Source organism: Citrobacter sp. Cf118 (genome assembly GCF_030334095.1).
Taxonomy (GTDB): domain Bacteria; phylum Pseudomonadota; class Gammaproteobacteria; order Enterobacterales; family Enterobacteriaceae; genus Citrobacter; species Citrobacter freundii.
The window spans coordinates 690,776-712,495 of the sequence record NZ_JAOWES010000087.1 but is presented as its reverse complement, the minus strand read 5'-3'; the positions used below and the strand labels follow the sequence as shown (position 1 = coordinate 712,495).

The window sequence follows — 21,720 nt, the reverse complement described above, 5'->3', positions numbered from 1 at the left end:
TGACAGGCGACCTGTTGAGACCATGGTACCATTACAGCTTGTGTCATTTACCTCACTACACACATCGGCCTACCAGATACTGGTTCGGGGTGTATTTCCGTATCCACGTTGAATACGGTTCTCAGCAATCCAGGGTTCATCACCGCTTCTGGTGTGCCTTGCGCCATAATATGTCCGTTCGCCATTACCACCAGATGATCGCAGTACCGGCTGGCCTGATTAAGGTCGTGCAGCACGGCGACTACCGTTTTCCCCTGAGCCCGGAGTTCGCCCATCAACCGCATCAGTTCCACCTGGTGATTGATATCGAGATAGGTGGTTGGCTCATCGAGTAGTATGACGGGTGTATTCTGGGCCAGGACCATCGCCAGAAAGGCGCGCTGGCGCTGACCGCCGGAAAGATCGGTTAACCGTCGGTCGGCAAGATGTTGGATCCGGGTCTGGTGCATAGCATCTTGGACCCGCGCATTGTCTTCAACGGAGAGGCGGCCCCAGAGTGACAACCACGGGTTGCGACCGTACGAAACAAGCTCCTGGACGGTGATCCCCTCTGGCGTTAAATGGTGCTGTGGCAGCAGCGCCAGCCTGCGGGCTAGCTGGCGTGATGAGAGCGTGTTGATGGCATTATCGCCGAGAAATACGCCACCGGATTGCGGCGTTAACAGCCGTGAAAAACAGTTTAGCAACGTCGATTTCCCGCAGCCGTTAGGGCCGAGCAGGGCGGTTGTCTTCCCCGCTGGTAGGGCGAGTGAAACGCCATCAAGGACCTTGTTTGTACCGTAACAGACCGTCAGATTTTCAGTTCGTAATGTCATTTATCGCATTCTCACAAGCAGCCAGACAAACCACGGTGCACCGATAATGGCGGTCAGTACGCCAGCCGGAAGCTCCAGCGGGGGATGAGTAATTCGCGCCAGCAGGTCGGCAACCACCAGCAGCAACGCACCTGTCATGGCCGATATGGGCAGCAGCCAGCGGTGACGCCCACCGGTAATACTGCGCACCATATGCGGCACCACAAGACCAATAAAACTAATTGGGCCGCAGACGGCCACGCCGGTAGATGTCATGGCGACGGCCAGTAGCAAAGCCAGGAACCGGATACGCGGCACCGACACACCGAGCGTGGTGGCGCGCGCATCGCCCAGTGCCAGAAGGTCGAGATCGCGGCAAAAACCCAGGCTCAGCGGCAGAAACAACATCAGCAGCGGGACGGCAATCTTCACAAAGCTCCAGTCACGGCCCCATAAGCTGCCGGTTAGCCACAGCAGAGCGCTGTTCACATCCTGCGGGCGCGAAAGCATCAGCCAGTCCGTTAGACTGGCCCAGCAGGCAGACAGCGCGATACCCGTGAGTGCCAGCTTCATCGGCTGGCTGGTGTTCGCCAGCATTCTCAGCAGGATCAGGCCCACCATGCCACCGGCAAAGGCCAGCAGCGGCAGAGCAATCACCGGCAGTGACGGTACGAGAAGCAGTGCGCCCACAGAGGCAAGGCTGGCGGCATGGTTTACGCCGAGAATATCCGGCGACGCCAGAGGGTTACGAACGCCCCCTTGTACCAGAACGCCTGCAACCGCGAGGGCTGCACCGACAAACAACGCCAGCAGCAGTCGCGGCAGGCGGTACGCCGTTAACACGTAATGATACTCACGCCCGGCCTGCCAGTCGGTCAGCAGGGCGCGCCAGGGAACGGCGATCCCCCCCATTTGCAGAGACAGCAGCGAAAATCCTGCCAGTGCGAGGGCGATAAAAATGACTAACACAATTTTCAACCACGCCTCCTGACCAGCCAGACAAAGCAGGGCGCACCAATCAGAGCCACCACAGCCCCCGCGGGTAATTCGCCAGGGAAGGCCAGCGCGCGGGCCAGAACATCCGCCACTAGCATCAGCGTGGCGCCCATCAGTATGCTCATCGGCAGGACCTTGCGCTGGTCGAATCCTACCCAGAAGCGAGCCAGATGCGGCATCAACAGACCGATAAACGCCACCGGGCCGGCCACGCTGACGCAGGTACCGACCAGAAGCAGCACCAGAATGTTGATGATTAAACGCAGCTTCGGCAGATTCACCCCCAGCGTACGGGCGGTGCTGTCGCTGACGTTAAGCAGATTCAGTTGATTGGCCAGCAGCAACACCACCGGTATAGCAACTGCCACCACCGGGAAAAGCTGCCAGAACTCCTGCCAGCGTACGTGGGATACGCCTCCCGCGAGCCAGTAAAAAATGCCGTAGGCGTGATCTTCCGTCAGCAGCAGGGTGATGCGGGTCAGGGCCATGCAAAACGCCGAGAACGCGATACCCGCGAGGATCAGTTTGTTTCTGTCCTGGGTATGGCGAAATCCGCCGCCTGCGGTCATCACCAGCAGCCAGCTTACGCCGCCGCCACAGGCGGCGATAAAGGCGATGGAGTAACCCGCGACGGGCACGGGGCTGAGCGCGCTGGTCAGTGCCATCGCCAGCGCCGCGCCGCTGTTAATACCGAGCAGCGAAGGAGATGCCATTGAATTATGCGTCAAAGTCTGCAGCAGCGTTCCCGCGAGAGCCAGGCTTGCGCCGATCAGAATGGCGACCAGGCTTCGCGGCAGACGTAGGTTTTGCACCAGCGTTTGTGGAAGCGTCGGCGCGTGGCCCGGCAGCAGGGCGCGAATGGCGTCAACGCCAGAAACAGGAATGGCCGAGTAGCAAAACAGACTCAGCCAGAAAACTGCGATAAGCGCGGCAAGGGGTAGCCCCCATTGCAACGCCGGATGTCTGAGAACTGTCATTTCACATCGGATAAAGGCTGGTGATGGAAGATTTTTACCGTGTCGCTGGCGATACGTTCGGCCGCAAAAATGCCGCGCATCCGCGCCCAGGCGTTACTGTCGACCGACGCCGTCTGCTGTTTTTGCGCAGCCGTTAACATCTGCCACAGCGGGTCCTGCTGCCAGCGTTTGACGATGCTCTCTTCGCGATAATGTGCGACCAGCAGCCATGCAGGATTGAGCGCCAGCAGCTGTTCCAGGCCGATGGACGGCATAGACGCACCAGCCATCGCCGCAGGTACCTTCAGCCCCAGAGAGGTCAGGACGCCCCCGGTCCAGGTCCCCTGCGTATGAAGGTTAAACTGCTGCTCCCGGGACGTACCAAATAACACCAGCGTGCCTTTTGGCAACTGGCTGGCCCACGCTGACATCTGTTGTTGGTGTTGCGCCAGACGTGACTGCATCTGTGTCTTTTTTCCCACGACTTCGCCGATGATGGCCGCAGATTGTAGATTTTCAGCGTAGGTTTCATTGCGGGACTTAAGCAGCAGCACCGGTGCTATTTGCTGTAAGGCGCTGTAAATACCCGCATGACGGCTGCTGTCGGCGATGATCAGGTCCGGTTTCAGCGCGCTAATGGCTTCTAAACTCGGCTGCGCACGCGTGCCGACAGACTGCCAGGGTTTCAGATGGGCGCGAACTTCGGGAAGAATGCGCGTGGCATCGTTATCGTCGGCAATGCCGACCGGACTGACATCGACGGCAGCCAGCGCGTCCGCGAACGACAGCTCCAGTACCACTATCCGCTGTGGCGTTTTATCAAGCGTAAAGGTGCCATGTTCGTCCTGAACCGTGGCGGCAAAAGCGTGGCTGGTGACCAGCAGCAGAGCGGCGAAAAGTGTGCGGATAAATGTGAACATCGGTGCTCCTGAAAGCCGGGTGGCGCTGCGCTTACCCGGCCAACGAAATCGGTGTGAATTAGAACTTCAACGACCCCTGCATATACAGCGTGCGCGGCTGGCCTGCGTAGATGCCTTTGTTGTTGTCGTCATAAGAGCGGGTGAAGTACGCCTGGTCGAAGATATTCTTCACGCCGAACGCCAGGTTCAGGTCTGCCATTTGCGGACCAAAATCATAAGCTACGCGTGCGCCCCAGAGCATAAAGCCAGGGATGCGACCAGTACTGCCGTCGGCGCTCTCTTTCACGGTGTTGGCGTTATCCGCAAACTGGCTGGACTGGAAATCGCTATTCAGGTTGAACGTCCAGCTACCCGGTTTATAGTCCACGCCCAATGTGCCTTTGTGTTTCGGCGAGAACGGCACCTGGTTGCCGTAGGTGTCGCCTTTCTCGCGGATCTCGGCGTTCACATACGCATAGCTTGCGTAGACCGAAACGTTGTCGAGCGTTGGCGTCAGCGTGCCGAGGTCATAGCGGGCCTGGGTTTCCAGCCCGGTATGGCGCGTTTTACCCCGTGCGGTTACGGTGTCGTTGGTCTGGTTGGAGTCGTACTGATTATTAAAGTTAATCAGGAACAGCCCCATTTCCGCTGTCAGCGCGCCATCGTCGTATCGGGTTCCGAGCTCCCAGGTTCGCGCTTTTTCCGGTTCCACATTGCCGCTTTGCACAGCCTTGCCAATTTGGCTGTACTGTACGGTGCCGAATGAGCCTTCAGTGTTTGCATAAAGATTCCAGCTATCAGTCAGGTGATAAAGCACGTTTAGCGCCGGAAGTGGGGCGTTGTAGCTCACTTCTTCATGTGTGCCTTTGATGGCGTTGTTCTGGTATGACTCGATATGTTCAAAGCGCATACCCGGTGTGATAGTCCAGTTGCCAATGTCGATTTTGTCATCCAGATACCAGGCGTGCGCTTCGGTGCCGGAACGGGTGTCGCGATCGTATGGGCTAGCGCTGGACGGGAGTTGTCCGCTGCTGGTGGCGGTGTAGTAACGCATTTCATGCGTCGACTCGCTCACATAGCGGTATCCCACGCCCACTTCGTGCGCGGAAGGACCCACCATAAAGCTCTGACTGTAGCGCGGTTCAATGCCGCGTACCCAGTAGTTACGCGGTGACAGGGTGAGGCGTTTGCCCTGTTCCAGATAGCTGCTACGCAGGGTTTCGGTGTAGAAGCCCTGAATATTGAATTTATGCTGGCTGTCCGGCTGGAACTGATAGCCGAGGCTTGCCAGCTTGCGGCGCCCCCAGAAGCGATCGTAAGGGCGCGTGGACTGCCAGCGGTCGGCGTTGTAATCCGCGCGCGACAGGCCGCCGGGCATGTCGGCTTCTCCGTCGTAGTATTGCAGCAGGCTGTTGAAAGTATGCACGTCATTCGGCGCATATTTGCTTTTCAGCATCAGATCGTCGATGCGCGTCGCGCTGTGCTCGCGCCAGTCGCTGCCGCGGGTGCCGGAGTAAAGCAGGGCGGTACCAAAACCGTTATCCGCCGTGCCGCCCACCATCAGGTTGTGCGTCTCTTTGGGATTATTTTGTGAGGACGTTGGGCTGAGCTGGCCTTCCATGCCGGCTTCGATCCCGAAGTCTTGCGGAATGGCGCGGGTGACAAAGTTCACCACGCCGCCCACGCTCTGCGGCCCGTAACGTACGGCACCGCCGCCGCGTACCACATCGATGGCGTCCATATTTCCGAGCGAAACGGGTGCCAGGGAAAGCTGCGGCTGGCCGTAAGGGGCAAACGGCACCGGAATACCGTCCATCAGTACCGTTGAACGGCTGGCCAGGCGCGGGTTCAGGCCGCGAATACCAAAGTTCATCGCCAGATCGTGGCTACCGGTACCGTTGTTCTCCGGGGCGGTAACGCCAGGAATGCGGTTCATCACCTCGCGCATGGTCGTCGCGCCGGTTTTGGCGAAATCTTCACGGCGGATAACGTCACGCGCGCCGGCATGTTCGAATACGTCGTTTTCGCGCGCATCCCCCAGCCAGTCGCCCACCACGGTCAGGGAATCTTCTTGCGGTGTTGGTACGTGCTCAAGTGTCCAGCTGTTATTACCCAGTGGTTTCACCTGCAGGCCGCTACCGTTCAGCAGGTGTTGCAGACCGGTTTCGACGTCGTAGTCACCGTGAAGACCGTTACTCTGTTTGCCGCGCGTCAGGCTGGCATCAACAGACAGGGTAATTCCGCTGCGTGCGGCATATTGGTTTAGTGCTTTATCGAGTGAGCCTGGTGCAATATCAATCTGCGCCGCGAAAGCGGATAACGAGAGCCCAGCCAGCGGCAGCAGGCTCAGGCGAATGGCGTTAACCAAAGGTGTTGTTTTGCTTAAAACGCGTAAAGGCGTCATACCTTCTCCATCATCATTTTTGTTGTGTTCAGCTATGAGTCGAATGAGAAGGGGAAAAAGGACAATGAAAATGAGAATTATTTTTCTTACAGTGCCAAAATATTGACCCAGTATCGCGTAATAGTCTGAATTTTCACTGGAAGTGTCTGGGCAATAATATCCAGAATCGCATCGGTATTTTTCAGCGGGAAAGTGCCACTCAGGCGCAGCCCGGCCACCGCCGGATCGCAACGCAGCACGCCGTTGCGATAACGGCTCAGCGTGGCAATCACTTCACCCAGAGGTTTATCGCTAAAGCTCAGAATGCCCTGCGTCCAGGCGGCGCTTTCATCATCCGCTGAGGTAATTGCACTAAATTCAGACGCGCTAAACTGCAGGCTCTCGCCAGCGCTGACGATGCGTTTTTCCTGCGGACGGTTTGCTAGTAAGACTTCAACCGCGTGTTGTTGAACGGTAACGCGTGTGACGTTGTCCTGCTGGTAGACGGTAAATTCTGTGCCTAACGCGGTGAGCTGGCCCTGGCGGGTCACAACGTGGAAAGGTCTCTGCTGCGCGTCTTTTGCGGTAGTAATCGCAATTTCGCCGTACCAGAGATGGACAGCGCGTTGACGCGTATCAAAACGAACGTCCACGGCGCTTTGTGTGTTGAGCGTCAGCAGCGAGCCATCGTCCAGCCGCTGATGGCTGACAGCCCCTTTGGCGGTGCGGTAGTCCGCGCGCAGACCTTCTCCGGCTTCAGATTGCCAGAGCTGCCAGCCTCCGCCTACGCCGAGCAGCAGCAATAGCCCTTTCATGACATGACGACGGGTAAGACGCGTATCGTGCAGAGCCCGGCTGGCGACATCGCCCGGAACGCTGCTGAGCTGGCTGCGCAGGTTTTCAACCTGTTGCCAGGCCCACTGATGATCTTTGTCCTCTTCATACCATTGTTGCCAGCGCGCTTCCTGCTGTGGGCTGACACGCTCGCCGCTCAATACGGCATACCAGTGTGATGCCGAGCGCAATGCCTGGCGGCGAGAATCGGTGATAGAGGCGTTCACAGACCGTGCTCCAGACGAAACAGCAGACAATGTTCGATAGCCTTTGCCATATATTTTTTCACTGAACTGACCGAAACACCGAGCTTTAGCGCTATTTTGCTGTAGGTCAGACCATCCAACTGCGAAAGGAGAAACGCTTCGCGTGTTTTTCCGCTCAGCCCGTCAAGCATGCTGTCGATGAGTTGCAGGGTTTCGAGCTGACTCTCGCGTTCCTCGGGCGAAGGCGCGAGCGCCTCCGGCATAAGCGCCAGCATCTCCAGATAGGCTTTTTCCAGCGCGTTTCGGCGAAACAGGTCGACCATCACCCGTTTGGCGAGAGTGCACAGAAAGGAACGCGGATCGCGGATCGTCGAGAGCGACCCGCTGCCCATTACCCGTAGAAAAGTGTCCTGGGCAATGTCATCTGCATCAAAGGCGGACTGGAGTTTGCGCGTCAGCCAGCTTTTCAGCCAGCCGTGATGTGCGCCATAAAGCGACTCGAGCGTAAAGGAAGCAGTGGTAGTGGCGTGGTCAGACATGCGGAATGTATCAAAAGTTAATTATCACGCGATTATAGTAATATGAGAATGGTTATCATTACAATTGGAAATATAATTGTATTACGTTGAACGTATTAACGCATTGTTTTTTATAAAAATCTTATGATGTGGATATTAGACGGGAAAAGGAGTCTGCTTTTGGCATGTGATGGTTGGAATGACATCTGACCATGTCTGTTGTGAGTGAGAATCGGACACCTCACTTCCTGTCACCAGTGGCGGAAACCTTGCTCATGCTGCTGGTGTTAGCGTTTATCTGGATGATGCGGGCACTAAAACAACGGGCGTTATTCGTCGTGATCAGCCCAGAACTATTGATATGGAACCTCGGAACGGCAAGCGCCTGGAACAAATACCTGCGGTCATTATGAATGAAGTGTTGGCCAGACTGAGCTGGGGCTTTGATATGCGCAATGAGCAATAGCATAAAAGCAAAAAGCCTGCTTAGTTTCCTAAGCAGGCTTCTTAAATATGGCTCCTCTGACTGGGATCGCCTTTGCCAGTAGCTGGCTAATAAATAAGCTAAACCTGAAAACTCTCCCTGTCAAGACCACCAGAATGACCACCAATCAAAACTGATTAAATAAAACTGATTAGAGCGGTCTCGTGCATTTGGTGATCGCTACTATTGTCACATCTATAAGGGCTGTCTGTTCTGTGCCAGAAACGGACACCCAATATGCCGTATTGTAATATTTGAATGACGTGATACACAATATTATTTTCAGGTTGTTAAAAATAATTCAATGGAGTTAAACTTTTTCTTCAGTCCATATATTTGGATAGTGACTCTTTATTTTTTCAATACGTATTGATCCAGATAATTTGGAACAAGCATCAATGATCGCATTAAGCAAAGCCTCAAGTTTGGAGGTGTCATATTTACTTTCGATAAGCTTAGCTTCTGATGTATCAAGATATCTTTTTGCGTAATACTCTTTAAATTCAAGTGCGCCTTGATACATCCCGGTCTCTTTTTTATAGTTAGTCCATCTAACAGTGTATGAGTCATATTCACTATATGTTAAATCCAAGTAACACTCTATAGCGGCAGCAGTTCCATTAATATTGGATAAGGTTAGGCCGTCTGGGCCACAAGTAGGGAAACTTTCAAACTCCTTAAGATTCGGAAGACATATGCAACTCATATTATGAGGAAGCTTCATCTTTATGATTTTCTTGAAAGCTTCAACCCCTTCACTATCATTGTCGAGTACAAAAATGATTTGGTTCTGTACATCAATTTTTACTAATCCCTCAGCAAACTTTGATAATCCCCCAGTGCCGGGGAATGGATGGCCAGATGTTACATCGATGAAACGAAAAAATTCACAAACGCTAGGCTTAATTAGCTTAAATGCCTTTTGTAATATATGTGAGTCCGAGGAACCTTCAGTTGCTATGAGAAAAGAATTTTCACGGTTAATTTCAGTTTTTATTTGGTTAATGTGAACCCATCCGTTAGCGACTATTTCCCCATAGTCCCACTCGACATACTCACTAAGATTATGTTTGTTTTCACTTAAAAGTTTGATCATAGAGTATGGATGAAGTATGTTTATGACACTGAAAAACGCTGTTTTTTCTGACCAGTAAAAGTTGTTATAAGGATCATAGAGAGGAATTCTTTTTAAAATGTCGTTAGGGAATAACTTCAAAATGAAATTATCATTCTCTGTTTTTTTTGAATTATCAAAGTCGATATCTTTATCGTTTAACTCCCCCAGATCATAGCTCTTAAGTAAGCCCAGAAACTCATCAAAACTAAAAAGATTTTCTAAAGGTTCCCAATTATCGGGATAGGCTTCAATCATTTCGTTTCTTTGATAAACCTCATGCTTTACAAGATTTTCATATTCCGCACGAATAGCAGTAAGAGAAAAACCAAGTAACTCAACCCGTTCAGCTACTGCTGCAAGAGGCTTCCTGAGTACGGTCCACTGAAGGCGTCTTTCTTCATCAATTTCATCGGTTTCTTCCAGATCATAGCGTTCGTGCTGAGGTATCATTATGTGGTCGGTTGACTGGAACAATGCACCATGATCAACACCTAAGCTATTTTTACTCCAATCTAGCGTTGCACCTGAAACCTTAAGTGAAATTTCCGTGCCCATAATTCCTCTTTTAAACTGTTGGCAATCACTTAATTAAACCATCAGGAATATCATCTGTCATCAACTATGCTATGAAATTACAAGCGGTATAATGTCTTCAAAATTCAAAGTGAATATCAATCATTATAAATTAATCCAAGGGCAGAACCAAGCGATCGGCTCGTTGCAGATTATCGCGCTGTAAGTTACGTATTGCACCATCGGAGGTGAGAACAATTATGAGCTTCCACTTTTTGCTCATAGCGGATCTGACAGCCAACAGGACTGGCCGCTTTGTGCCAGCAGTAGGCGTTGCTAACGGCGTAATGTGTCACTCAACGCGGAGCAGTCAAACTAATTAATAGACTTTGTCTCTTCCCTAAATTTGTTTGGTAAACACAGTCAATCAGTGGGTAGCATCATCTACATATTTTTAGACGGACTTTTGGCTTTCAGATGTTGACACGAGGGGCTTACTTGAGCACTTTGAGTCATTCTTCCATCTCGGCCAGATCCCGCACAACGCATCGTAGCGTCAGATCAAAGCGAGGCGGAAATTCACTTCCGCACCCATCTCGTAGATAGTCGTTTTGGCTACAAGGCCAATCTCAATCTGCCTCAGCTCTTGGCGACGGATTGTGTTAAGAAATAGCAGAACGCCGTTTTTGATTAATTGAGACAGGTCGTTAAGGACACTCGATCCGGAGATTTGTTTTGTGCGCGAGCTACAGTGCTGCTGTCGCGTCCAGTTTACTAATAAGTTATTCTGCATTTCAAACTCCGTGGGCATTTGGCGAAGCAAGGTTTGCCACCAATATTTGGTGCTTTTCATTGGGTAACGGCGGAAATTCACAGGGACGTAGTAAGGTTTACCGAAGACTAATAGCAGCAGAAAAGGAGCGAGTATGGCGACGATAACGGTTTCTCCGGTTCATTTTGAGGACTACAGTGGTATCCAGTTCGAGCGCCTAGTTTTTGCATACCACCTGCGCGCGGGTTGGCATGATCTGATTTGGCACGGTCAATCAGGAGGTGATCAAGGGCGAGATATCTCGGGTATTGAACCATTTGATGACCAGCCAGCACGTAAGACCATCATCCAATGCGCGAACCGAGACACATTGACACTGGCAAAAGCTAAGAGCGACATGAGTAAGTCGATTAAAGCAACTGGCAGTGTCCCAGACGTCTTTAAGTTCGTCTCTCGTGGTGCGGTCTCGGATGCTGGCAGAACGCGCATCGAGCAAGCAGCAGCTTCCTTGGGCGTCAGGCATGTAACGATATGGTCGGGCGTAGAGTTCGAAGAAAACTTGCGTCTTCGTGCTGAATATCTGCTGCACCGTTTTGTCCAGGGCGTCGAGTTTCCTGATGTTGAAGCTGATATTCAAAAATTCACGGATGATTTTCCCGACCTTTCCGACGCCGATGTTCTGCAACTGATGGCTGCCGTATTTGACCGGCCAGCATTTCGCACACCGTTTCAACAAGAAAGTTCTCTCCCTGCTTTTCAGAAGGCAATCGAAGATACCATTGGCGCACTAAATACAGGTTTGTGGAGAACGCGTGAGGGCGTCGAGATCAGGCGCATTCCTTCGATCCACCATCTCAAAAATCAACGCATCCAGACAGTGATGGGAAAAGTGGTTCGTCAGGTCGACCAACTGCGGCGCATCTTCGTAACTCGGCTTAAGGAAGGGGAAATCAGACCTTGTGGATGTGGTCAGCCCGATTGCCCCACGTTTACGCTCACGCAACGCGTGGCTGACGAGCTAGACGACGCGAGACAGAGAATCTTCACGACGTTTCAATCAGTGTATACTTCCTTCAGTGTGAGCCTTAGTTAGGCAATGAAAAATGGAACCTACAGCGTACTCATTCTTCTTGAAAGCCCAATATAATTTCTTAAGTATGCGAATGTGATGATGGCACTGACCCCGGAACAAATTCACTACCTCAACCAATATGCACCAGGCGAAGCTGTGTCACATGCATTATCCGAGCTACTATTCATTGATCATGATCTTCTCGGTATCGATGCTAACGAACGGTCGATTACCTTTCGCTTTGCGATGTACCTCCAACAATGTTTCCCCGGTTGGACTGTAGATTGCGAATACAACCGGGACAGCATTGACCCTAAACGGCTCAGACATTTGGAACTTTATCCAGACAGCGAAGACGTTGAGGCAAAGACAGTATTTCCTGATGTGATCGTGCATCGGCGAGGTACACGACAGAATCATTTGGTCTTGGAGTTCAAAAAATCAACGAGTCGCGTAGATAGAGAGATCGATCTACTAAAACTTCGAGGTTATAAGCAGCAGCTTGGTTACGAGCACGCTCTGTTTGTGGAGGTCGGCACCGAAGGGCAATCGATCATCACGGCGCTCGAGTGGGCCTGAGAGGTGATAGAAAGATAATTCATGATACGTATTCCATCATTCAACTCTCAGCACCTTGAGGCCGCCTGTCGCGTCCTTGCTGATACCGAACGTGGCTTGAGTGGGTCGCAGATCGAGCGACTGCTACAAGAAATTAAAGTTGCGGACACATCGCCAGGAATGACAAAGTGGAAACGTCTGTTTAATGCGCTCGCAGGTGCGCAGAACCAGTATCAGGTCGGCAACCATCTTATTATGTTCATTAACCGTGCGATGAACCCGGTTAATTACGCCCGTGATCCATCGGTGTTTGCCTGGCGACGTGATGAACTCAATGTTGTCCTGGCTTTTTCCGGTTTTTATATCCGTGAGGATGGTAAGGTCGCGAGCGCCGCTAAAGTAACGACTCTGGATTCTGCTCGAGCCCGCGCTGGGCGACTTAAGGCTGCACTCGAAAGCCGTGCTGTGCATGCGGAAGTTTTGAACTATTGCCGTGCCGAACTTCTTGACGAAAACTATTTTCATGCCGTCTTCGAGGCGACGAAGGGGGTTGCGGAACGTATTCGTCAGTTGTCCGGGTTGAGCGGTGATGGTGCTGACTTGGTGAACAAGGCATTTACCGGACAACAACCTGTTCTGACTTTGGGATCGCTTACCACCGACTCAGAAAAGAGCGAACAGAAAGGTTTTGCGAATCTACTGATTGGTCTATTCGGCGCTGTGCGCAATCCACTAGCCCATGCGCCTAAGAAGAATTGGCCCATGTCTGAACTGGATGCGCTGGACATCCTTACGTTGGTTTCGCTTATTCATCGCAAGCTGGATGGCACACACAAAAAAATAGCCTCCCCATAGGAGAGTTGCATGAGCTATACGGACTGGCGAGTTTATCAGGAGGCCATTGTAGAGGTATTTAGACGTCTTGGATGTAATGCTCTGATTGACTATAGAGGCAAAGGCAATCGAGCGGCTCATGATATTGACGTCTTCGCGATCTTTCTTCGACCGGGTAGTGGATGTCGAATCGTGGCGGTGGGAGGGTAAGTAAACGCTAAAACGAAGAATTTATTATTGGCGTTATTACAATATATCGAATGGCCTTATTAGAGGAATATACAGTCTGATATTTTAATCCATTAGTACAACCGGCTATCTTCATTTGTCTCGGAGGCAATGCTGTTATTCATGTTTCATTAAGGGGCATATGGATTGATTGCCCCTGTTTAGAGTTATGCTGCTGCTGCATAAAACTCTATGTAACATTCAATAATGCTGGTTTTATCATTAAAAGTAAGCTCATGCTCAACTAGTTGTAGTTGAGCACACAGCGCTGGCTTAATTCCTAAGAATCTACGGTAGTCTTCAATAATTATTGCTGCAGATGGGATTCTCTGAACGATTCTGTATGAGGATAAACAGTCCCTTATGATTTTTATGAATTTTTCAGGGCTATTGTCATGTGACATAATGTCTTGTCCTGAAATATCTGAAATATATTTTTGATATCGGTATTTTTCATTGTCGACAATAATTGCTAGTTTGCTTTTTTGATTTTTACTCGAGCCAAATTTTTTAGCACCAAGAAATAACCCTAGTTCCAATGGCATATTAAATCTAGGCAAATTATTGACGTGATCTAATTCAGTTCTAGATATGTCATGGATTCCAATTTTACAATCCTTGATTATGCGATTTATTTTATCGAGCCGTTGATCACCAGCGTCATTTATTTCCAATGCGCATCGAGGTTTAAAATTACAACGGTAAACTGCAAACAATGCTGCATCAATAAAATCAGTGTAAGCATCGTCAAATGGGCAATTTATAAAAACATTAGTCTCATAGCTCATACTTACGCCTTGTTTTTTTCTAAGTTGTCAGCAAGGATTTTAAATATCTCTTTCTTAGCTATTCTGTTGCTAGTATTTGCCCTTTTAATGTTCCAATTTTCGCTGTTCTGGCTAATGACATCACGTATTTTTCCATCTGCAGAATGAATGGACACAATCCCTCCATTCTTAATTAAATTTCTTGCTGCCTCTATAGCATCTTTTTGTGTCCTGTAATTTTGACTGGTAGCTATCTTTTCATTTTTGGCCGACAATATTCGCCAATCAGCGCCAGATTTAACAATGGTATAGTAGTTTTTCATGAACTCCCCCATTCAGTTAGAAAAATTAAGGCACTAGCTGCTTTAAGATTCAGCATACCTTACAGCCTAGTTTTTGTCAGCGAGCTTCGTACGGTTGAAAAAATTTTTTCAATAAGAGTGATACTTATCAAACATATTCACAGGTAAAGACCATCAGATCACCTAAAACTGATGAAAAGAAACACTGTCAAAAAACCTGTTGTTTTAGACGCGCAAGAGGCGCCCATACAAACAATGTTGCATTGGGGTCTCCTGTGATCTTTTCGTTCAATTATAGGCTTACGGCTGATCGTTTCCTAACACAACCCGTCCCGCTAGGATTAATGACAGGCGTTATGTGCACTTGTACGACAGAACAATGTCAGGAAGGTGAACTATCAGGCAATACGAAGACAAAATCACACTACATAACGGAGAAAACATCATGACAATTTCCCTGCATACCCAGATTAGCGTCCTTAACACAGCAGTGGCGACAAGCGCACATTACTCTGTGTATTTGTTGAGGTTAGCTGATTCATACCATACTATTTGATACCCTCGTTCTGTTTAAAGTACTGTATAAAAACCTAGTAACTCAAAGGGTCGCAAGGGAAGAAAATTGAAACACCCAAGGTTGCATCTGATGGGCTGCACTCTATCCATGTGATGGATCTACTGTGGAAGGGGCTAAAAAGCATGATCTGATAGACTTTGTGTCCTTCATAAATTAAATTGATAAGAAATATTAATGGTGAGCCGAGTCATCTCCACTAGAAGGATGGACTTATCAATGGAAAGTAATATTTTAGGTCATGCTCAGAGAGAAACTTCAGGAGCAACTACATTTGGAAAATATAATTTCCAATATCATTGGGCTTTATGCAGAATAATTGAAAAACATAAATCCAATGCAGACTATGCATTATTAATTGAATATCATGAGGATGTCGTTATCGCAGACTCATTGTTTGGCAGTTCGGCGAAATTTGAATTTTTTCAAGTGAAAAATACTGGGAATTCCTTCACTGTTGACTCTTTAACTAAACGAGTAAAAGGTGCAGAGGGACTTAAGAACTCCATTCTAGGAAAACTATTAAGCTCATGTATAGGCACTGAGTATGAAACACGTATTACGGAAATAGGTCTTGTATCCGCTAGTGGCTTCTCATTTGATCAGAAAGATAATAAGTTAAAGTTAGATATTATAACTTCGGGTGATCTTAGCGTGGATTGTCTATCGGGCTTAACTGGGAAATTAAAGTCCGAGCTTGGGATAGATATTTTTCCAGAAAATCTAAAGTTCATCATTCCAAAAATAAAGTTAGAAAATCAAGAAGAATTCGTTATTGCCAGATTTGCTGAATTAGTAAATGAAATATTTCCAAATAGTCATTGTAATGCTGTCAATATTTATAGGGCAATTATCGACGAGATTCATCGCAAAGGACAGAATACTTACGACTTTACTATGTGGGAGAAAATGGTAGAGGATAAGTCTCTCACATCTCATACGGTAAAAGATGTCATAGCTGTAAATACAACGAGTCCAAAATTTGAAGACTTTGAGAAAGACTTTGAGTATTTAGCTAAAAGCGATATGAAATGGAATACCTTAACATATCGAAAGATGGTAAAAAAAATAAAACAAATTTACTTACGTAGAGTCGGGTATGCTTCAGCTTTTGATATGAATATAATGAGAATAGCTCAACAGGCGCTCAGTAATGTTCCGGAAGAAGACTATACTGAAACAAGCGATTACATTAAGGCAGTTGTTATGAAAGCTAAACAGCTGAATATTGAAAGCCAAATCCCAGAAGATGATGATATACTTTGCGAGATAATTTACTGTTTTTTGAAGGTGATGCATGAATAATATAAAAATAACAAAAGAACATTATAAATTATTAATTAGAAATTTAAGGAACAAGAAAAATGAGAAGCTTGCAATTTCAACGATTGGTTCTGATATCAGATTCGAAAAGACTTGCGAATCAGTTCACGTTCCCGAAGAGATTGAATCTAATTACAGGAGAAGATAACAGTATCGGCAAGTCCACTCTAGCCAAGAGTTTACTATGGTCGCTAGGATGCGATCCAGTTATCGACGAAGAATGGAAATCAAATGACATTAAATCGATATTATATTTCACTATAAATAATAAAGAATATTTTTCTTGCCGTGGAAGCCACTCAATAATTTTGGGCGCTATCGATGGTGAAGCGAAAAGATACACACATATAACTGGTGATTTTTCACAAGACCTATCAGATCTTGTTAACTTTAAAATGAAGCTTCCTAATCGGACTGATGGGAAATTAGAGACTCCTCCGCCAGCATATTATTTTTTACCATTCTATATTGATCAGATAAAAAGCTGGAGTTCACCTTGGGATTCATTTGAAAACTTAGGTCAGTATGCCAACTGGAAAAAATCGTTAATAAAGTATTTTACTGGCTATCTGAAACCAGAACATTTTGAATTAGAAGAAGAAATTTATGAATATAGTGAGGTAAAAAAAGAATCAACAGCAAAAATAGAAAAATTTCAAAGCGCAGTTGACGTCATAGTTGATAATTCTGCTGATATCACCATAGCATTAGATAATGAGAAATTTAGCGAAATTCAGAAAGAGATAAATACTGAGCTTCAAGAGTTTATCGATTACCAAAGGAGGCTTTATGATGCTCAGGCTACGATTACCTCAAATATATATGATCTCGAAAAACAGTATGAATTAGCCACCAGTTCTGCAAACGAACTCGAAGAAGATTATAAGTTTGCGGTCGAATCTATACCGACAGATCATTTAGAGTGCCCATTGTGTGGTACTCTTCACGATAACTCACTGACTAACAGAGCATTGCTTCTTTCAGAGAAGGATTCGCTACTTGACGAGGCAAACTCAATAGCATCAGAAATAGAGGCGCTTAGATCCTCATTATTTGAGTTAAATGAGGTAGCTCAATTTGCTACTAATGAAATTGAAAGAATTAATAAGAAGTATCTCACCGATGACAATGCGGGCGAAAAAACACTCATTACACAAGTAATTGATGCTATTTCGAAAGAAAAGGTCTCAAGAAGTATTCAAGTTAAAATTGATAATGAAGATCTTAAAATCAGCAAAGCCAATAACTCTGTCGCCGAATTGAAAAAAGATCAGAGAAAACTTCTTTCAAACAAGGATAAGGAAGAACTGAATTCTTCTTTTATGTCAAAGCTATTGGGAAATATTGAAGCACTAGGATCAACAGGAGTAAATCTTAGCAAAGTGAAATCACCTACTGATTATAAACAGTTACTTGGTGGCGGTGCTGCTGAGGCTGCCAGGGGATTGCTTGCTTATCAACTCTCCGTACTGCAACAAATACATAGTGCTAAAACTTGCATAGTGCCTCCTTTCGTCATTGATACACCCAACCAGCAAGAACAGGCGGGGCATCGTTATGAAACCGTCATCAAAGAACTAATGCGCAGTATCCCAGAGGACTATCAGATAATACTGTGTGCAATGGAGAATAATGCATTAAATGAATTTAAAAATGATGCCAATGTTATTACATTAAATTCTGGAAAGTTATTGGATTCTTCCCAATATGACTCTCTAAGATCTGAGTATAAAAACATTCAATTGGCTGTAAGAGAAACGAGGGATGATGATTAAACAATAAATATTATTTGTAACTTTATGCATAGTAGCGAGTATATTGCTATATACTATATGAATCTTACTTAGCGCTGATCTAATTTTATATAGTAGAGCTAAGTAATTATTCATGACCTTTCTGTGAGGCGGAGAGTGGTCTTTTCAAAATTACTACGGCGTTTAACAAATAGTTGAACGCTGCTAATTATTACCGTTTAATAAATGGTGTAACATAACCAATATATTCGGATTGAACAGTTCGATGGACTTCCCAACGTTTGGCATTAGCAGGCCGTTCACGCTGTGCAGCATGAGTTAAAAATAATCGTCTCTTCGTCCGTGAAACACCAACGAAGAATGCACATCGATTCTCATCTTGGTTACCAAAGAAAATCTCGTTTTCCACCGCCATTATAATTACAGAATCGAACTCAAGCCCTTTGCTTTTGTGAATGGTTAAAATTCTGACTGCTTGGTCATCCGTAAACCGTCCAAGAGCTTGTGGCAAATCTGATTCAATTTCAAGCAACTCTTCAATCCTTGCTTTGGTATCACGAAAAACTTCCTGTAGACGCTTGTGTGATTCGTAATCAGGTGATAGGGCTACGATTGTATCAGTGCCAATATGTTTTAAAAACTCCTTTACAAACTTCCACCAACAAGAAAAAGGTGAATCAAGCTGTTCAGCACTAGTTGCTTCTTTGCGCTGTTTTTTTAACAAACGATCAAGGTCCTTTCGCGCACAGGACTGTACTTCTTCATCAGCAAAAGGAATCAGCTGATTCATCAGACGGATCCAAGCCTTGGGTTCACGCTTTCCATAGAGGCATGAAAGATAATCTACGATTAAACGTGCAACTGGCTCAACAGTAATATCCTGCATTTGCTGCTCGTTTCGATATGGAATTCCTCGTAATTCCAGCTCCATCATTAGGTGGTCAGCATAGAGATCTAACTGCTTAGAAACTAAGACGGCAATTTCTGTTGGTGCCAATCCTTCTTTATTAATCCAGTCATTAATAATATTTGCCAAATAAATGGCTTCTTCTTGACTGTTTCTGAAACTCTCGACATGAATCTCACCTTCGTCACCATTCAATTGTTCATCTGGCATGACAGATGCAAGATCAAGCCGACGAATTATTTCGTTTTGTACTCGCAGCAATTGTGGCTTTGACCGGAAATTTCGGTACATGTTAAGTGGAACTGCATTGAAATCATCAGTAAATGTTTGGAATATACCATCCATCGCTCCCGCCCAACCCATGATTTTTTGCTTGGTATCACCTACTGCAGTAAGCCGGATTTTAGTCCCTAGAAAAGCAAGTTTAACCAATTCATATTGCAAATTTGTACAATCCTGAAATTCATCAAGGAAAATATCGCTGTAAGTCTGACGAATAGAATTACGAGCAATTTTTGAGTTTTGCAATATTTTAATAGCCAACGGAACAAGATCACTAAATTCGATTTGGGAACGAGAAATACTGATTTTCTTATCAACGATCGTATAGTCTGAATCTAATGCCTCTCTTCCTTTCAGTACTGGTCTAAAGCGATCAATTATTCGCTTGGCAAATGCATGGAAAGTATAACTATCGAAACGGGAGGCAAGGTCTGCACCACAGCGCCGTTCGACGCGCTCTTTTAGATTTCTACTAGCATCAACCTTGAAGGAGATAGCGAGAATCCGCTTCGGATACCGACATGTCCCTGTCCGTAACAGGAAATCTGCCCGCTGCGCAAGCATTTCAGTTTTACCTGCGCCCGGTCCAGCGGTAAGAGCTAAGCAACGTTTGCGGGCTTTTGCTGCTCGTTTTGCATTTGGTTCCAGCGTTAATCCATCTGCGGGTTGCCATGCTTCAATAGGAATCATTCAGGTAATTCTCCAAGTTTGGCAATAACGGCATCAACTAGTCTATTAAGCGACTCTGGCATATTCGCAATTAATTTTTTGTCGCTTAGTTTCGCTAGAGCATCAATGTGTGCGGCGGGCTTACTACCTAATTTAAAACGTAGATGATATGTAGCGAAAAAACTCTGTTCATCTACGCTATATTGAGAAATATTGTCATAGCTTTTGCCAAGCACTGCTTTTATTGTTGACTCATCCGGCTCCTCTTTTTCAACTCCATAAGCTTCGGGATAAGCTAGCAACATGGAAAAGTCCAAATCCATAGGAAAGGAAAAAAACACAGATCGGTTTTCAAGTTCTTTGAAAATGTCTTGAGTGCCTTTATTAAAAAAATGGTGAGTTCTTATTGGCGTAGTTTCATCATTCCATTTTGTAATTTTCCATTCTGTAGGAAGTACTTTCTCCGGCTCAAATGCTGCAAGCTGATCGTTAACGTATTTAATTCGCCCCCATCCAGCGCCATACCGAGCTACATCCAGATCAAGCAAAGTCAGATAGGGAATCTGCAGTGCTGAAAGCAACCGCCAGAAATGATTTACATGCCTGCCACCTAACGGTGCTACCGTAATAGCTGATTCATCCACAGGAGTGCCTTTAACTTGGAGCAAACGAGGCAGTACGATTCCTTCACTATCTCCTTCACCAAGCACAACCAAGCGTGAGAAATAGATCTCAGGGAATGCTTGTACAGCCTCTCTCACAAATTTATGTGCTTCATCTGTTTTAGGGGGCAATTTGATACACGTAATTCGTGTTTTTCTTTCCTCAGTAAGTCGTAGATAACGTATAAATTTAGGATCAACTCTTCGTAACATTGATGGTGCATGAGTAGCAATTAAGGCTTGAGCATCAATATTTTTTGCCATGGTATTCAAGGCACTGACGATACGTCCCAGGTAATGGGGAGAAAGGCTATTCTCTGGTTCTTCCACTGCGACCAGCGTAAAAATCGGAGGGCGCAACTTGTCGGGATCAAATGTAACATCTTCCTCTGCGAGAACAGCTCTACCGATCGCTTGAGATGATAGAACAAGAGAAAGGTAAAGCATCGATTTTTGACCATCGCTCAACCGAGAAAAATCGACAAGCGAGCCATCATGGCCGGGAGTAAATGAAACCGATAAATGGCGTAGCAATGCTTCAATCTCCGAAGCCACAAATGTAATTTTAGGATCTGAGAAAAATTTACCTTTGTGTAGGGTTGCCCAAGTTAATTTCAAACTTTCACTGAAAGCATTGATGGAGGGATTAGCTGCTAGGCTGTCGCTTATCTGGTTGGTTAATCCTCTAATCGTATTACGTTCATCATCCCAACGAACAGCACGGAGTAAACGTCCGAGTAAAGCGTTAGCACCGTAAGCAATATGGTCTGCAGGGTCCCGTCTGGCTGGTAAGTAGTGAACTTGAATATTATTACGCTCTGCCCTGGTTACTTGAGCTGTGGTTTGAGGTGAGCTATCAGGACTGACATCCAAAACATATACTAAGTTTTCTTCTATATCCCCATCTGTTCCCATAGTAGCAGTGAGGCGAAAACGCACACGTGGAATACCTTCTGGCTCATCAAGTCGCATGTGACCAAAATAAGGAGCCACAGTACTGTTATCCTCGTCCTCCGCAAGTTCGTGAAACAGAAAGTCAGCTTCAATCCACAACTGTCTCTCAGGAGGAAATTCATCCTCATCAAAAGGGACATGGAAATCTGTTCGCTGGACACGACGCAATGTTGGATCAAACGCAAAAAGTCGGCATAAAGCCTGAAGTGCTGCTGTTTTACCTGATCCATTAGGACCAATGAGATAGGTCACATCTTCCAAGCTTAGTTCAGTTGGTTCTTTGCCAAAAGACTGGAAACCAGATAACCGAATTGCTTCAAGCTTCATTCTACTTCCTCCCTCAGTACAAGTTATCCATTGAA

17 protein-coding genes and 2 pseudogenes are annotated in these 21,720 nt (G+C 46.8%); 7 read left to right on the top strand and 12 right to left on the bottom strand.

The genetic code is table 11. The features are described 5' to 3' along the window. Positions 1 to 47 precede the first annotated feature (47 nt). From fecE to fecI, 7 genes are all read right to left on the bottom strand, one after another. Positions 48 to 815, bottom strand: a complete 768-nt coding sequence (gene fecE / locus OGX67_RS18745; RefSeq protein ID WP_106902475.1) for a Fe(3+) dicitrate ABC transporter ATP-binding protein FecE — start codon at positions 813 to 815, stop codon at positions 48 to 50. Then, positions 816 to 1,772 carry a Fe(3+) dicitrate ABC transporter permease subunit FecD gene (gene fecD / locus OGX67_RS18740; protein ID WP_257651386.1) on the bottom strand — a complete coding sequence of 319 codons (957 nt, stop codon included), beginning with the start codon at positions 1,770 to 1,772 and terminating at the stop codon, positions 816 to 818. Further along, positions 1,769 to 2,767 (bottom strand): iron-dicitrate ABC transporter permease FecC, encoded by a 999-nt coding sequence (gene fecC / locus OGX67_RS18735; RefSeq protein ID WP_003036305.1) that lies wholly within the window; start codon positions 2,765 to 2,767, stop codon positions 1,769 to 1,771. The genes fecD and fecC overlap by 4 nt, the downstream gene beginning before the upstream one ends. Beyond that, positions 2,764 to 3,666, bottom strand: a complete 903-nt coding sequence (locus tag OGX67_RS18730; protein ID WP_003036307.1) for a Fe(3+) dicitrate ABC transporter substrate-binding protein FecB — start codon at positions 3,664 to 3,666, stop codon at positions 2,764 to 2,766. Before OGX67_RS18730 ends, fecC begins: the two co-directional genes overlap by 4 nt. A 58-nt stretch (positions 3,667 to 3,724) precedes the next feature. Beyond that, a complete protein-coding gene (gene fecA / locus OGX67_RS18725) occupies positions 3,725 to 6,049 on the bottom strand; it encodes a TonB-dependent Fe(3+) dicitrate receptor FecA (RefSeq protein ID WP_286526974.1) in 2,325 nt (774 codons plus the stop codon). Positions 6,050 to 6,135: 86 nt separating this feature from the next. Beyond that, complete coding sequence (gene fecR, locus OGX67_RS18720; protein ID WP_071697110.1) at positions 6,136 to 7,089, bottom strand: ferric citrate uptake sigma factor regulator FecR; 954 nt, start codon at positions 7,087 to 7,089, stop codon at positions 6,136 to 6,138. Further along, on the bottom strand, positions 7,086 to 7,607 hold the full coding sequence (gene fecI, locus OGX67_RS18715) for a ferric citrate uptake sigma factor FecI (protein WP_071697111.1): 522 nt from the start codon (positions 7,605 to 7,607) through the stop codon (positions 7,086 to 7,088). Before fecI ends, fecR begins: the two co-directional genes overlap by 4 nt. A 223-nt stretch (positions 7,608 to 7,830) precedes the next feature. Here fecI and OGX67_RS18710 point away from each other — a divergent pair. Further along, positions 7,831 to 8,052 (top strand): annotated as a pseudogene (locus OGX67_RS18710) (type II toxin-antitoxin system PemK/MazF family toxin); the annotation flags it as partial. Between the two features lie 328 nt (positions 8,053 to 8,380). On the opposite strand, the gene OGX67_RS18705 reads toward OGX67_RS18710, so the two are convergent. Next, the gene (locus tag OGX67_RS18705; RefSeq protein ID WP_050310678.1) at positions 8,381 to 9,742 is read right to left on the bottom strand and encodes a HEPN/Toprim-associated domain-containing protein; all 1,362 of its coding nucleotides are present in this window, start codon (positions 9,740 to 9,742) and stop codon (positions 8,381 to 8,383) included. Between the two features lie 884 nt (positions 9,743 to 10,626). Between OGX67_RS18705 and OGX67_RS18700 the strand changes: the two genes are divergently transcribed. From OGX67_RS18700 to OGX67_RS18685, 4 genes and pseudogenes are all read left to right on the top strand, one after another. After that, on the top strand, positions 10,627 to 11,565 hold the full coding sequence (locus tag OGX67_RS18700) for a hypothetical protein (protein WP_050310679.1): 939 nt from the start codon (positions 10,627 to 10,629) through the stop codon (positions 11,563 to 11,565). Positions 11,566 to 11,643: 78 nt separating this feature from the next. Next, positions 11,644 to 12,123 carry a hypothetical protein gene (locus OGX67_RS18695; protein ID WP_050310730.1) on the top strand — a complete coding sequence of 160 codons (480 nt, stop codon included), beginning with the start codon at positions 11,644 to 11,646 and terminating at the stop codon, positions 12,121 to 12,123. Positions 12,124 to 12,144: 21 nt separating this feature from the next. Continuing rightward, a complete protein-coding gene (locus tag OGX67_RS18690) occupies positions 12,145 to 12,957 on the top strand; it encodes a TIGR02391 family protein (RefSeq protein ID WP_047063039.1) in 813 nt (270 codons plus the stop codon). A 9-nt stretch (positions 12,958 to 12,966) separates the two neighbouring features. After that, a pseudogene (locus OGX67_RS18685) lies at positions 12,967 to 13,122 on the top strand (restriction endonuclease); the annotation flags it as partial. Positions 13,123 to 13,331: 209 nt separating this feature from the next. Here OGX67_RS18685 and OGX67_RS18680 read toward each other — a convergent pair. Both OGX67_RS18680 and OGX67_RS18675 read right to left on the bottom strand, forming a co-directional pair. After that, complete coding sequence (locus tag OGX67_RS18680; RefSeq protein ID WP_044784805.1) at positions 13,332 to 13,952, bottom strand: hypothetical protein; 621 nt, start codon at positions 13,950 to 13,952, stop codon at positions 13,332 to 13,334. Between the two features lie 2 nt (positions 13,953 to 13,954). Continuing rightward, the gene (locus OGX67_RS18675; RefSeq protein WP_050310681.1) at positions 13,955 to 14,254 is read right to left on the bottom strand and encodes a DUF2188 domain-containing protein; all 300 of its coding nucleotides are present in this window, start codon (positions 14,252 to 14,254) and stop codon (positions 13,955 to 13,957) included. Positions 14,255 to 15,026: 772 nt separating this feature from the next. Between OGX67_RS18675 and OGX67_RS18670 the strand changes: the two genes are divergently transcribed. Continuing rightward, positions 15,027 to 16,112 (top strand): DUF4297 domain-containing protein, encoded by a 1,086-nt coding sequence (locus OGX67_RS18670; protein ID WP_050310682.1) that lies wholly within the window; start codon positions 15,027 to 15,029, stop codon positions 16,110 to 16,112. Positions 16,113 to 16,171: 59 nt separating this feature from the next. Next, a complete protein-coding gene (locus tag OGX67_RS18665) occupies positions 16,172 to 17,905 on the top strand; it encodes a hypothetical protein (protein ID WP_050310684.1) in 1,734 nt (577 codons plus the stop codon). 190 nt (positions 17,906 to 18,095) lie between these two features. Here the strand turns inward: OGX67_RS18665 and OGX67_RS18660 are convergent, their stop codons facing one another. Beyond that, on the bottom strand, positions 18,096 to 19,763 hold the full coding sequence (locus tag OGX67_RS18660) for a UvrD-helicase domain-containing protein (RefSeq protein ID WP_050310685.1): 1,668 nt from the start codon (positions 19,761 to 19,763) through the stop codon (positions 18,096 to 18,098). Then, complete coding sequence (locus tag OGX67_RS18655; protein WP_050310687.1) at positions 19,760 to 21,685, bottom strand: ATP-dependent nuclease; 1,926 nt, start codon at positions 21,683 to 21,685, stop codon at positions 19,760 to 19,762. Before OGX67_RS18655 ends, OGX67_RS18660 begins: the two co-directional genes overlap by 4 nt. Between the last annotated feature and the right edge of the window lie 35 nt (positions 21,686 to 21,720).

What these genes read in the sequence shown, in the direction of transcription:
- fecE (WP_106902475.1), bottom strand. Translation starts at nt 815, where the DNA reads ATGACATTACGAACTGAAAATCTGACGGTCTGTTACGGTACAAACAAG.
- fecC (WP_003036305.1), bottom strand. Translation starts at nt 2,767, where the DNA reads ATGACAGTTCTCAGACATCCGGCGTTGCAATGGGGGCTACCCCTTGCC.
- OGX67_RS18730 (WP_003036307.1), bottom strand. Translation starts at nt 3,666, where the DNA reads ATGTTCACATTTATCCGCACACTTTTCGCCGCTCTGCTGCTGGTCACC.
- fecA (WP_286526974.1), bottom strand. Translation starts at nt 6,049, where the DNA reads ATGACGCCTTTACGCGTTTTAAGCAAAACAACACCTTTGGTTAACGCC.
- fecI (WP_071697111.1), bottom strand. Translation starts at nt 7,607, where the DNA reads ATGTCTGACCACGCCACTACCACTGCTTCCTTTACGCTCGAGTCGCTT.
- OGX67_RS18705 (WP_050310678.1), bottom strand. Translation starts at nt 9,742, where the DNA reads ATGGGCACGGAAATTTCACTTAAGGTTTCAGGTGCAACGCTAGATTGG.
- OGX67_RS18700 (WP_050310679.1), top strand. Translation starts at nt 10,627, where the DNA reads ATGGCGACGATAACGGTTTCTCCGGTTCATTTTGAGGACTACAGTGGT.
- OGX67_RS18695 (WP_050310730.1), top strand. Translation starts at nt 11,644, where the DNA reads ATGGCACTGACCCCGGAACAAATTCACTACCTCAACCAATATGCACCA.
- OGX67_RS18690 (WP_047063039.1), top strand. Translation starts at nt 12,145, where the DNA reads ATGATACGTATTCCATCATTCAACTCTCAGCACCTTGAGGCCGCCTGT.
- OGX67_RS18680 (WP_044784805.1), bottom strand. Translation starts at nt 13,952, where the DNA reads ATGAGCTATGAGACTAATGTTTTTATAAATTGCCCATTTGACGATGCT.
- OGX67_RS18675 (WP_050310681.1), bottom strand. Translation starts at nt 14,254, where the DNA reads ATGAAAAACTACTATACCATTGTTAAATCTGGCGCTGATTGGCGAATA.
- OGX67_RS18670 (WP_050310682.1), top strand. Translation starts at nt 15,027, where the DNA reads ATGGAAAGTAATATTTTAGGTCATGCTCAGAGAGAAACTTCAGGAGCA.
- OGX67_RS18665 (WP_050310684.1), top strand. Translation starts at nt 16,172, where the DNA reads ATGAGAAGCTTGCAATTTCAACGATTGGTTCTGATATCAGATTCGAAA.
- OGX67_RS18660 (WP_050310685.1), bottom strand. Translation starts at nt 19,763, where the DNA reads ATGATTCCTATTGAAGCATGGCAACCCGCAGATGGATTAACGCTGGAA.
- OGX67_RS18655 (WP_050310687.1), bottom strand. Translation starts at nt 21,685, where the DNA reads ATGAAGCTTGAAGCAATTCGGTTATCTGGTTTCCAGTCTTTTGGCAAA.